The following is a 10,944-nucleotide window of genomic DNA, read 5'->3' as shown; positions in this document are numbered from 1 at the left end:
ATGTCGCGGACGTAGGTGCCCTTCTGCGTCAGCTCGTCGTTGAGCGCCTCCGCCTCCGCCTTCAGCGACTGCACCTGGGCTGCCGCCGCGAGATAGTCCGGATCCGACTCCATCGTCTGCAACTGGTCCTGCAGCTCCGCGACGCGCGCGCCCAGCAGCTCTTTGCGCTCCAGGGCCGGGGCGATGCCGTCCAGCTCCTCCACGTCGAGCGCCTTCTGCGCCATGCGCAGCGGCGCGGCCTCCGCCTCGTACTCCTCGAGGATCTTCTTCTCCCGGATGTCGAAGCGGTTCTCCTTGCTGCCGTGACGCGTGGCCTTCTGCAAGTCATCCACGTAGCGCAGCGCCAGGAAGGCGGCGACGCCGAAGGCCGGGATGTCCAGCAGCGCCAGATAGCGGAAGGTCCGGTCCACACCGAAGCCCAGGCCCACGGCCAGCGCCAGGAACAGCACGCCCGCGCCCAGGCCAGCCCAGAACCCCGTGTTCCGCGTCAGGGGCGGCACCGTAGCGGGACGCGCCTCCGCCTCGTTCTCCCGGTCCGCGTTGAGGCGCGCCAGGGCCTCATCACGCCGGGCAAGCACCTTGGGGTGGCGCTTCAGGCGATTCACGATGTCCTGGGGCAACCCCAGGGACTCGGGCGTCGGCGCCGCGCGCCAGGCGGCCTCGGCCTCGGAGATGGCCACCTTGAGCCCCTCGGTGCCCTTCAGCCGCTGCTCGGCGTCGAAGAGCTGGGAGGCCACGCCGTCCGCCTTGAATTGAAGGCTGTCTACCTCCGTGGAGGCGACCAGCTCCTGCTCCAGCGCGCGCAGCTTCGCCTCGGCGGCGGGGATGTCTTCGGCGGGCAGCACCGTGGACGCGGACGCGAGCGACGGGTACCTGCCGGACGTCTTCGGGTCCACCTTCGCCGCGGCGGCAGCGGGCCTCCTCGGGCGGCGCGAGGGGAGCTGCGCGGGCTGAAGGCAGTACACCTGCTCGAACGTGGTCTTCGGCGGCAGCCCCGCCTGTCCGCGAAGGAACTGGCTGATCTCCGACGCGTCCGACGAGACGAGCTCCGGCTGCTGCGTCGTGGCGTTCATCCGGTGCAGCGTCCCGGAGCCGCCCAGGTCGCGCAGCACGCGGTACGTCACCCCATCCACTCCGACGAACGTCAGGGCCGCCTTGCCCGACTTCGCACCGGCGGCAATGAAGCTGGCGTCACTACCGCGCCCGTCCGCGAAGAGTAGCGCGAGGGACAGGCCCGCCAAGGGGCTCGACTCCGCCGAGGGCGGCTTGAGGACGAGGTACCCCGCCTTCAGGGCAAAGCGACCGGCGGGGGAGAAACCGCGGACGTTCTGGACGGCGACTTCGGCGAATTGCATGGCCCGCGCATGTTAGCGCGAATGAAAAAAGGAGCGTCCGGGATCGGACGCTCCTTTTCACTGCCCAGGCGCGGGAAGCGCTCAGGAGGCCGCGGCGGCCTTCTTGGCCGGCTTCGGCTCTTCGATGACGTCGACGCGCGCCGCCTTGCCCTTGAGCTCACGGAGGTAGAACAGGCGCTTGCGGTTCACCTTGCCGCGCGACAGGACCTCGATCTTCTCGTAGCGGGGGCTGTGCAGCGGGAACACGCGCTCCACGCCGACGCCGAAGGAGAGCTTGCGCACCGTGAAGGTGGCGCGGTGGGCGCCCTTGGTCTTCCGGATGACGATGCCCTCGAACGCCTGCACGCGCTCCTTCTCGCCCTCCTTGACCTTCCAGTGGACGCGCACGGAGTCACCGGTGTTGAACACGGTGACATCCTGGCGCAGGAACTTGGCCTCGATGTGCTGAATGGCGGCGTTGCGCATGACAAACTCCGGAAAACTTGAACTGACGCGATGGTCGCGTGAAGAGCGGGCCGTACTAACAGAGAGCGCGGTGTCGGACAAGCCCAGATGATCCAACCCGCTAGCAACGCTCAGGGTTACAGCTCTTCCTCCCGCCGGGCCAGCAGTTTCTGGTCGGCCTTCGACAACTCCACGCCGGCATACAGGTCCGGGCGGCGCGCCTGGGTGAGCACCAACGACTTCCAGCGGCGCCAGCGGGCAATCCGGGCATGGTCGCCGGACTGAAGAGCGGCCGGCACCTCGACGCCCCGGAAGACAGGCGGACGGGTGTACTGGGGATGCTCCAGCAGGCCTTCCTCGAAGCTCTCCGTGACGGACGAGTCCACGTTGCCCAGCACCCCGGGCACCAGCCGCGCCACCGCGTCCACCACCGTCATGGCCGCCAGCTCGCCGCCGGTGAGGACGAAGTCACCCATGGACAGCTCCCCGTCGAGGTGCGCCATCACCCGCTCGTCCACGCCCTCGTAGCGGCCGCAGACCAGGATGAGGCCCGCCTCGTGACGGACCAGCTCACGCGCCGTGGCCTGGGTGAAGGTGGGCCCTCGGGGGCTCATGAGCAGCACCCGGGCGCCTGGCTGCCGCGCCCTGGCCGCCTCAATCGCGGCGACCAGGGGCTCCGGCTTCATCACCATGCCGGCGCCGCCGCCATAGGGCGCGTCGTCGGTGACGCGATGCCTGCCCTCGGCGTACTCGCGGATGTCGGTGATGGTGGTGACCAGCAGGCCCTTCTCCTGGGCCTTCCCGAGGATGCTGGCCCCCAGGTAACCGGACACCATGCCGGGGAACAGCGTGAGGATCTCCACCGGATACGGTGGGCTCATTCCGCGTCCTCCGGGCCTCCACCCGACTCGTCGCCCTTGCGTCCCGAATCCACGTACTCCGGCGGATGGATGACGATGCGCCGCGCCTCGAGGTCCACGGAGGGGACGAACTCGTCCGCGAAGGGCACCACCAGCTCCTCGCGCCCGGAGGCGCGAATGACCAGGTTGGGGACCTCGCCGGTGGCCCAGATCTCCTCCACCCGGCCCAGCGCGTTCCCGTTGGCGTCCACGGCGTCGAGCCCCACCAGGTCACCCTGGAAGAACTCACCCTCCGCGGGAGGCTCCAGGTCCTCGCGGAAGACGAACACCTTGGAGCCCACGAGCGCCTCCGCGTCGATCCGCGACGCCACGCCCTCCAGGACCACGATGTCCTCCTTGGGCGTGGGCCGGAGCGACTCCAGCCGCATCTCCCGCTCCACACCGGCGCGCGTCCGCACCCAGATGCGGTCGACGGTGTCGAGCGTCTCCGACGCCGGATCCAACGCGCGAATGGCGACCTCGCCCCGCAGCCCGTGAGCGCGCGAGACGTAGCCCAACTCCAGGAGGGGACTGGCCGTCACTGCGTGGAATCCGGCGCGACCGGAGCGCCTGCCGCATTGCGCCGGTCGTCGAGAATCTCCAGGCGGACCTTCTGCCCGGACTTCTGTGCGGCGGCATTGAGCAGCGTCCGGAGGGCATTCACGGTGCGCCCGTCACGGCCAATGACCTTGCCGACGTCCTCGGCGGAGACCTTCAGCTCGAAGAGCCGGGCCCCTTCCGCTTCGGAAATGCGCAGGCTGACCTGGTCAGGATGATCGACCAGGGCCCGCGCCAGATAGTTGAGTAGCTGCTCCACGTCCACGCGGGCGTGGCTCAGACCGCGGGAGCGGGCTTGGCCTTGCCGGCGACCTTGATCAGGTCCGCGACAGTCTCAGATGGCGTCGCGCCAGTCTTCAGCCAGTAGTTGAGGCGCTCCTCGTTGAACTCCACCTTCGGCGGCTCCAGGTTCGGATCGTACGCGCCCACGGCCTCGATGAACTTGCCGTCCCGGGGGTTGCGGGAATCGGTGGCGACCACGTGGTAGTACGGCTTCTTCTTGACGCCCGCGCGGGCAAGACGGAGGACTACGGCCATTGAATGCTCTCCAACGAACAGGATACGTCTTAGGAAAGGGGTGGCGCTCTTAACGCCGCTCCCGCTGGATTGTCAAGGAAGCTCGGGACCTTATGTCGTACTCTCGGCCCCGACTGGTGTCTCGCCGCGATTGGCGAGCTGCCCGCAGGCGCCGGCGATGTCCCGGCCCCGGTTCCTGCGGATGTAGGCGGCGACATGGCCGTCCGCGAGGATGGCGCGGAATTCCTCCGCGCGCTCCTCGCCAGTGGTGTGGAACCCCAGGCCGGGATTCTCGTTGTAGGGGATCAGGTTCACCTTCACCGGGATGCCCTTGAGCAGGTCGATGAGCCGGTGCGCGTCCTCGTCCGCGTCGTTGAAGCCCTTGATGAGGACGTACTCGAAGGTGATGCGGCGGCCCTGACGCAGCGGAAACTTCCGGCAGGCGTCCAGCAGGGCCGCGATGTTCCACTTGCGGTTGACGGGCATCGTCTTGCTGCGCTGCTCGTCGGTGCTGGCGTTGAGGGAGATGGCCAGCTTGACGTCCGTCTCCTTGCCGAAGCGCTCAATCATCGGCACCAGCCCCACGGTGGAGACGGTGATGTGCCGGTGGCTGAAGTTGGGCCCGTCCCCGGACTGGAGGATGGCGAGCGCCGTCTTGAGGTTCTCGAAGTTGTGGAGCGGCTCGCCCATCCCCATGAACACCAGGTTGGAGAGTGGGCGCAGCGTCTCGTGGCCCTCGTTCTTGCGGACCTCGCGGTTCACCGCGTGGACCTGGGCGACAATCTCGCTGGGGGTCAGGTTGCGCTTGAGCCCCATGGTGCCCGTCATGCAGAAGCCGCAGGCCATGGCGCAGCCCACCTGGGTGGACACACACAACGTCCGGCGGTCCTCGGTGGGCATGTAGACGGATTCGATGTAGCGCCCGTCCCGCGTCTTCCACCGGTACTTGATGGTGCCGTCCGTGCTGCGCAGCTCGCAGTCCTTCACCAGGGGGACGATCTCCGCCTGTGCCTTGAGCTTCTCGCGCAGGGCCTTGGAGAGGTCCGTCATCTCGTCGAACGAGGTGGCGCCGCGCTGGTGCAGCCAGCGGTAGAGCTGCGGGGCACGGAAGGCGCGCTCACCCAGCTCCTCGGTGACGAAGCGCGACAGCGCCTCCAACGACAGGCTGGCCACGTCCACCAGCCTGGCGGGCGCGGGAGCCGGCAGCGGCTCGGTGACTGGCAGGGAAGTGGCGGAGGTCTCTGACATCGTCGTTGCCCTTAACGGTGGGCCCAGGGGCGTCCCTTCCCACATCTGGGCACGGCAAGTCAAAGGAGCCCATGCTCCCCTGCCCGCCCCATGGACACTCCCCGGCTGTGTCTCCTGAAAGAAAGAACAGCGGCCCGGGCCCGCGCCTTCTGGAGCACGGACACCGGGCCTGGGACGGCGGCCCCGCCAGGGGGCCGGCTGGCTACTTCTGGTACGGGTAGGCGTGGATCTCCGTCTCCCGGAAGAAGTACGCGATTTCAATCTTCGCGTTCTCCAGGCTGTCGGAGCCGTGCACCGTGTTCTTGTCGATGCTGGTGGCGAAGTCCTTGCGGATGGTGCCCTCGGCCGCCTGCGCGGGGTTGGTGGCGCCCATGATGTCCCGGTTGCCCAGGACCGCGTTCTCACCTTCCAGCACCATCAGGACCACCGGGCCGGAGATCATGAACTGCACCAGGTCCTTGAAGAAGGGCCGGGCCTTGTGGACCGCGTAGAAGCCCTCGGCCTGCGCCTGGGACAGCTGCTGCAGGCGGATGGCGACCGGCTTCAGCCCCTTCTCCTCGAAGCGGCTGATGATCTTCCCGATGACGCCCTTCTCCAGGCCGTCCGGCTTGATGATGGACAGCGTACGCTCGATAGCCATGTGACTGGCTCCTTCTCGTGTTTCCGTTGGGGTTTAGCGCTTCTTCGGAGCGCCCCGCTTGAGGGCCTCCTGAAGGGTGGTGCCCAGCTCGGCGGGGCTGGCGGCCATCAGGATGCCCGCGGCCTCCATGGCCTTGATCTTCTCGGTCGCCGTGCCCTTGCCGCCGGAGATGATGGCGCCAGCGTGGCCCATGCGCTTGCCCGGGGGCGCGGACTGGCCCGCGATGAACCCGGCGATCGGCTTGGTGAACTCGCGCGCGACGTACTCGGCGCCCTGCTCCTCGGCGTCACCGCCGATTTCGCCAATCATGATGACGGCGTCGGTGTCCGGGTCCGCGTTGAAGAGCTTCAGCACGTCCACGAAGTCCGTGCCGTTGACCGGGTCACCGCCGATGCCCACGGCGGTGGACTGGCCCAGGCCCAGTTGGGTGAGCTGGTGCACGGCCTCGTAGGTCAGCGTCCCGGAGCGCGACACCACGCCGATGCGGCCCGGCTTGTGGATGTGGCCCGGCATGATGCCGATCTTGCACTGCGCGCCAGGGGTGATGACGCCCGGGCAGTTGGGGCCCACCAGGCGGACGCCAGGCTTGCCCTGCAGGTAGCGCTTGGCGCGCACCATGTCGTTGACGGGGATGCCCTCGGTGATGGCGATGATGAGGGACACGCCCGCGTCCGCGGCCTCCATGATGGAGTCAGCGGCGAAGGGCGGCGGCACGAAGACCACGGACGTGTTCGCGCCCGTCGCCTTCACTGCCTCGGCCACCGTGTTGAACACGGGGACCTTGCCCTCGAAGGTGGTGCCGCCCTTGCCCGGAGTCACACCGGCGACGAGCTTCGTGCCGTACTCGAGCATCTGCTTCGCGTGGAACGAACCCGCCGAGCCGGTGATGCCCTGGCAGAGGACCTTCGTGTTTTCGTTGACGAGGATGGCCATGGCGTTCTTTCAGGAAAGGGTGCGCGGGACTACTTCGCCGCGGCGACGGCCTTCTCCGCCGCCTGACGCAGGTTGTCCGCCGGGGTGATGGCGAGGCCGGAGTTGCTCAGCAGCTCCTTGCCCTTCTCCACGTTGGTGCCTTCCAGCCGCACCACGAGCGGGACCTTGAGCTGGACCTCCTTCGCCGCGGCGATGATGCCCTCGGCGATGACGTCGCACTTCATGATGCCGCCGAAGATGTTGACCAGCACCGCCTTCACGGCCGGGTCCGCCAGGATGAGCTTGAAGGCCGCGGTGACCTTCTCCTTGTTGGCGCCGCCGCCCACGTCCAGGAAGTTGGCCGGGCTGCCGCCCACCAGCTTGATGGTGTCCATGGTGGCCATGGCCAGGCCCGCGCCGTTCACCATGCAGCCGATGTTGCCGTCCAGCGCGATGTAGGCCAGGTCCCACTCCTTGGCCTGGATCTCACGGGGCTCCTCTTCGGCCAGGTCGCGGTACTCCAGCAGGTCCTTGTGCCGGTAGAGCGCGTTCTCGTCGAAGGTCACCTTCGCGTCGAGCGCCACCACGCCGCCATCCTTCAGGATGACCAGCGGGTTGATCTCCACGAGCGAGGCGTCCGTGTCGATGAACATCCGGTACAGCGCCGAGCAGAACTGCGCGAACTTGTTCACCGTGGGGCCCGACAGGCCCAGCCCGAAGGCCAGCTTGCGGCCCTGGAAGTCCTGGAAGCCCACGGCCGGGTCCACCGACTCGCGGAGGATCTTCTCCGGGTGCTTCTCCGCCACCTCTTCAATCTCCACGCCGCCCTCGCGAGAGGCCATGAAGGTGATGCGGCTGGTGGCGCGGTCCAGTGTCACGCCCAGGTACAGCTCCTGGCCAATGGCCAGGCCTTCTTCGATGTAGACCTTGTGGACCGTCTGGCCTTCCGGCCCCGTCTGGATGGTCTTGAGCTTCATGCCAAGCATCTGCTTGGCCAGCTCCTTGGCTTCCGCGGGGCTCTTGGCCAGCTTCACGCCGCCGCCCTTGCCGCGGCCACCCGCGTGGATCTGGGCCTTCACGACGACCACGGAGGTGCCGAGCTCCTTCGCGGCGGCCTCCGCGTCATTGGCGGAAACGGCGAGGATGCCCTTCGGCGTGGGCACGCCGTACTTCCGGAAGATTTCCTTGCCCTGGTACTCGTGGATCTTCATCGAGGCTCCGGTGGAGACGAGGGAGACAGCCTGAACAGAGGCGTCAGCGCCGGGCCCTCATTGCGCAGAAAGGGACGGAGTGCAAGACCGTTTGACCCCGGTGCACCTGCACCGTCCGACAGGGTGCATGGCAGATAATCAGGGATGTCCGCGAAGATGAGCCTTCCTTCACCGCGGCTGGCCCAACGGCGACGGCCCCGCCCGGCGCCTCAGGTGGACGCCGGCCCGGGGCCGCTTGAAGCCAGCGAAGGCCAGGAAGTCGCGGGCGAGCGCCCTACCCCGGACCGCCGCCGTGGCCCTTGGGGGACTCGTCCTGGAAGAAGATGTCCTTGATGGTGAGCTTGGTCACCTCGCGGTTCATCACCGCGATGGACGTGACGAGCGGGATCTCCTTCGGGCAGACCTTCACGCAGTTCTGCGCCTTGCCGCAGTCCTGCACGCCGCCGGGCCCCATGAGCGAGCGCACGCGCTCCTCGGAGTTCATCTTGCCCGTGGGGTTCATGTTGAACAGGCGGGCCTGGCTGATGGCCGCCGCGCCCACGAAGTCGTTCTCCTGCGTCACCTGGGGGCACGCCTCCAGGCAGCTGCCGCAGGTGATGCACGTGGACAGCACGTACATCACCGACTGGTCCACGGGCGCCTGGCGCTGGCCCGGCCCCAGGTTGTGCGTCCCGTCGATGGGCACCCAGCCCTTGATGCGCTTGAGCGCGTCGAACATGCGGTCGCGGTTCACCGTGAGGTCCCTCACCACGGGGAACTTGCTCATGGGCTCCAGCGTGATCGGCTGCTCCAGCTTGTCGATCAGCGCCGAGCAGGCCATGCGCACGCGGCCGTTGATGTTCATGGCGCAGCTGCCGCAGATCTCCTCCAGGCACGCGGCGTCCCAGATCACCGGGGCGACGCGCTTGCCCTCCACGGTGACGGGGTTGCGCTGGATCTCCATCAGGCATGAGATGACGTTGGCGCCCTTCACATAGGGGACCTTGAACTCATCGAAGTGGCCTGGCTTCGCGGGATCATCCTGCCGCCAGATGCGGAAGGTGATGGTCTTGGTGGTGACAGCGGATGCCTGTGCAGTGTCCATGTGGCTCGACCCTTCACTTCCAAATCAGTTGAATGGTTCCCGTCTCAGGCGTACCAGCGCGGCTCGGGGTCCAGCACGGGCGTGGGGATGTCCTCGTAGTGGATCTTCGGGCCGGCCTCGCTGTACGTCGCGACGGTCGTCTTCGCCCACTTCTCGTGGCGCGCGCGCCACAGGCTCATCCACTCCGGATCCTGCGTCGGGTCCTTCGTCTTCGGCTCGGGCAGCGAGAAGTCCGGCTTGTAGTGGGCGCCGCGGCTCTCGTCGCGGAGCAGCGCGCTGGTGGCGATGACCTCACCCAGCTCGAACATGTTCCACAGCTGGTTGGTGTACGACAGCGCGCGGTTGGCCACGTTGCCCGTGTCCAGCACGTTGACGTTGTTCCAGCGCTCCTTGAGCTCGCGGATCTTCTCAATCGTCTTCTTCAGACGGTCGTTGTAGCGCACGACGGTGCAGTTCTCCGTCATGGTGTCGCCCAGCTCCTTGGCGAGCCCGTACGGGTTCTCCGTGCCGCTCATCTTGATCATGGTGGCGAACCGGTCCTGCCAGTACTGCTTCGCGGCCTGGAAGTGCTTCTCCGGCATCGCCGCGGCGCTGGTGCCCTGGCTCTTGGCGAAGGACGCCATGGCCGGGCCGCCGATCATCCCGGAGTAGATGCACGACAGCAGCGAGTTGGCGCCCAGGCGGTTCGCGCCGTGGAAGGCGTAGTCCGCCTCGCCCGCGGCGTAGAGGCCGGGGATGGTCGTGGACTGGTTCTTGGGGCTGCCCTCGGCCGGCGTCAGCGTCTTCGCGTCGGCCTCGAAGTTCACGTACAGGCCGCCCATGGAGTAGTGCATGCCCGGGAAGATGACCATGGGCACCTTGCGCGGGTCGTCACCGACGAACTTCTCGTAGATCTCCATGACGCCCTTGATCTTGGCGTCGAGCACCGCCGCGGGGATGTGCGTGACGTCCAGGTACACGCCGTCCCGGCCGTTGATGCCCATGCCCAGCTCGCGGCAGACCATGAAGATCTCGCGGGTGGCCACGTCGCGCGGCACCAGGTTCTTGTACTTGGGGTACTTCTCTTCCAGGAAGTACCAGCGCTCCGCCTCCGGGATCTGCTGCGGCGCCCGCGTGTCGCCCTTCTTGCGGGGCACCCAGACGCGGCCGCCCTCGCCGCGCACCGACTCGCTCATCAGGCGCAGCTTGTCCTCGCCCGGAATCGACGTGGGGTGCACCTGGATGAACTCACCGTTGGCGTAGCGCGCGCCCTCCATGTAGGCGCGGCCCGCGGCGGTGCCGGTGTTGATGATGGAGTTGGTGGAGCGCCCGAAAACGATGCCAGGGCCGCCCGTGGCCAGGCAGACGGCCTCCGCCGGGAAGGTGCGGATCTCCATGGTGCGCAGGTCGACGGCCACGCTGCCGATGCAGCGCCCGCTGTCGTCCTTCACCGTGCCGAGCCACTCCCAGTACTCGTACTTGGTGACCTTGCCCTCGGCCTCATAACGGCGGACCTGCTCGTCCAGCGCGTAGAGCAGCTGCTGGCCGGTGGTGGCGCCGGCGAAGGCCGTGCGGTGGTGCAGCGTGCCGCCGAAGCGGCGGAAGTCCAGCAGACCTTCCGGGGTGCGGTTGAACGTCACGCCCATGCGGTCCAACAGGTAGATGATGCCGGGCGCGGCATGACACATGCCCTTCACGGAGACCTGCTCCGCGAGGAAGTCGCCGCCGCGCAGCGTGTCCTTCACGTGGATGTCCGGGTGGTCACCCTCGCCCTTGGTGTTCACCGCGCCGTTGATGCCACCCTGGGCACAGACGGAGTGGGAACGCTTCACCGGGACGAGCGAGAGCACATCCACCTGGTGGCCCGCCTCAGCGAGCTTGATCGTCGTCATCAGCCCGGCGAGACCGCCGCCCACCACCGTGAACCGCGCTGCTGCTGCCATCATCGTCTCCTTGACTGCCGGACGCCGGACACTGCTCGGTTGAGCCGGCCCGCCAGGTGGCGCGCCAGGGCCCGGACGTCCCGTGCGAGTTCTACAGGCTAGTTAACTTGGTGAAAACGCGCTGCAATCATGGCGTCCGGGGCAATTAGCCCGCG

12 protein-coding genes are annotated in these 10,944 nt (G+C 67.6%); all 12 read right to left on the bottom strand.

Annotated elements, in window-relative coordinates; genetic code table 11:
* Positions 1 to 1,355: chromosome segregation protein SMC (locus HV826_RS03495; protein WP_176415575.1), on the bottom strand; the 1,355-nt coding region annotated here is incomplete at its 3' end.
* Between the two features lie 81 nt (positions 1,356 to 1,436).
* Positions 1,437 to 1,820: a 50S ribosomal protein L19 gene (gene rplS / locus HV826_RS03490; protein WP_163782362.1), complete on the bottom strand. Its 384-nt coding sequence runs from the start codon at positions 1,818 to 1,820 to the stop codon at positions 1,437 to 1,439.
* A gap of 116 nt (positions 1,821 to 1,936) precedes the next feature.
* Positions 1,937 to 2,680, bottom strand: coding sequence for a tRNA (guanosine(37)-N1)-methyltransferase TrmD (trmD, locus tag HV826_RS03485; protein WP_176415574.1), 744 nt, complete (start codon positions 2,678 to 2,680; stop codon positions 1,937 to 1,939).
* Positions 2,677 to 3,240 carry a ribosome maturation factor RimM gene (rimM, locus tag HV826_RS03480; RefSeq protein WP_176415573.1) on the bottom strand — a complete coding sequence of 188 codons (564 nt, stop codon included), beginning with the start codon at positions 3,238 to 3,240 and terminating at the stop codon, positions 2,677 to 2,679. The genes trmD and rimM overlap by 4 nt, the downstream gene beginning before the upstream one ends.
* The gene (locus tag HV826_RS03475) at positions 3,237 to 3,521 is read right to left on the bottom strand and encodes a KH domain-containing protein (RefSeq protein ID WP_176415572.1); all 285 of its coding nucleotides are present in this window, start codon (positions 3,519 to 3,521) and stop codon (positions 3,237 to 3,239) included. Before HV826_RS03475 ends, rimM begins: the two co-directional genes overlap by 4 nt.
* An 11-nt stretch (positions 3,522 to 3,532) precedes the next feature.
* Positions 3,533 to 3,793, bottom strand: a complete 261-nt coding sequence (gene rpsP / locus HV826_RS03470) for a 30S ribosomal protein S16 (RefSeq protein WP_176415571.1) — start codon at positions 3,791 to 3,793, stop codon at positions 3,533 to 3,535.
* Between the two features lie 90 nt (positions 3,794 to 3,883).
* On the bottom strand, positions 3,884 to 5,020 hold the full coding sequence (rlmN, locus tag HV826_RS03465) for a 23S rRNA (adenine(2503)-C(2))-methyltransferase RlmN (RefSeq protein ID WP_176415570.1): 1,137 nt from the start codon (positions 5,018 to 5,020) through the stop codon (positions 3,884 to 3,886).
* A gap of 202 nt (positions 5,021 to 5,222) precedes the next feature.
* Positions 5,223 to 5,660: a nucleoside-diphosphate kinase gene (ndk, locus tag HV826_RS03460; protein ID WP_140791557.1), complete on the bottom strand. Its 438-nt coding sequence runs from the start codon at positions 5,658 to 5,660 to the stop codon at positions 5,223 to 5,225.
* A gap of 33 nt (positions 5,661 to 5,693) precedes the next feature.
* On the bottom strand, positions 5,694 to 6,593 hold the full coding sequence (gene sucD, locus HV826_RS03455) for a succinate--CoA ligase subunit alpha (protein WP_163782367.1): 900 nt from the start codon (positions 6,591 to 6,593) through the stop codon (positions 5,694 to 5,696).
* A gap of 29 nt (positions 6,594 to 6,622) precedes the next feature.
* On the bottom strand, positions 6,623 to 7,783 hold the full coding sequence (gene sucC / locus HV826_RS03450) for an ADP-forming succinate--CoA ligase subunit beta (protein WP_163782368.1): 1,161 nt from the start codon (positions 7,781 to 7,783) through the stop codon (positions 6,623 to 6,625).
* Positions 7,784 to 8,057: 274 nt separating this feature from the next.
* Positions 8,058 to 8,867 (bottom strand): succinate dehydrogenase iron-sulfur subunit, encoded by an 810-nt coding sequence (gene sdhB, locus HV826_RS03445; protein WP_176415569.1) that lies wholly within the window; start codon positions 8,865 to 8,867, stop codon positions 8,058 to 8,060.
* A gap of 44 nt (positions 8,868 to 8,911) precedes the next feature.
* Positions 8,912 to 10,789: a succinate dehydrogenase flavoprotein subunit gene (sdhA, locus tag HV826_RS03440; RefSeq protein WP_176415584.1), complete on the bottom strand. Its 1,878-nt coding sequence runs from the start codon at positions 10,787 to 10,789 to the stop codon at positions 8,912 to 8,914.
* Positions 10,790 to 10,944: the final 155 nt, after the last annotated feature.

The sequence above is a fragment of the Myxococcus sp. AM010 genome, assembly GCF_013372585.1.
Classification (GTDB): domain Bacteria; phylum Myxococcota; class Myxococcia; order Myxococcales; family Myxococcaceae; genus Myxococcus; species Myxococcus vastator.
This window is presented reverse-complemented; position numbering and strand designations above follow the sequence as displayed.

What these genes read in the sequence shown, in the direction of transcription:
- sucD (WP_163782367.1), bottom strand. Translation starts at nt 6,593, where the DNA reads ATGGCCATCCTCGTCAACGAAAACACGAAGGTCCTCTGCCAGGGCATC.
- rpsP (WP_176415571.1), bottom strand. Translation starts at nt 3,793, where the DNA reads ATGGCCGTAGTCCTCCGTCTTGCCCGCGCGGGCGTCAAGAAGAAGCCG.
- sdhB (WP_176415569.1), bottom strand. Translation starts at nt 8,867, where the DNA reads ATGGACACTGCACAGGCATCCGCTGTCACCACCAAGACCATCACCTTC.
- ndk (WP_140791557.1), bottom strand. Translation starts at nt 5,660, where the DNA reads ATGGCTATCGAGCGTACGCTGTCCATCATCAAGCCGGACGGCCTGGAG.
- sucC (WP_163782368.1), bottom strand. Translation starts at nt 7,783, where the DNA reads ATGAAGATCCACGAGTACCAGGGCAAGGAAATCTTCCGGAAGTACGGC.
- rplS (WP_163782362.1), bottom strand. Translation starts at nt 1,820, where the DNA reads ATGCGCAACGCCGCCATTCAGCACATCGAGGCCAAGTTCCTGCGCCAG.
- sdhA (WP_176415584.1), bottom strand. Translation starts at nt 10,789, where the DNA reads ATGGCAGCAGCAGCGCGGTTCACGGTGGTGGGCGGCGGTCTCGCCGGG.
- trmD (WP_176415574.1), bottom strand. Translation starts at nt 2,680, where the DNA reads ATGAGCCCACCGTATCCGGTGGAGATCCTCACGCTGTTCCCCGGCATG.
- rlmN (WP_176415570.1), bottom strand. Translation starts at nt 5,020, where the DNA reads ATGTCAGAGACCTCCGCCACTTCCCTGCCAGTCACCGAGCCGCTGCCG.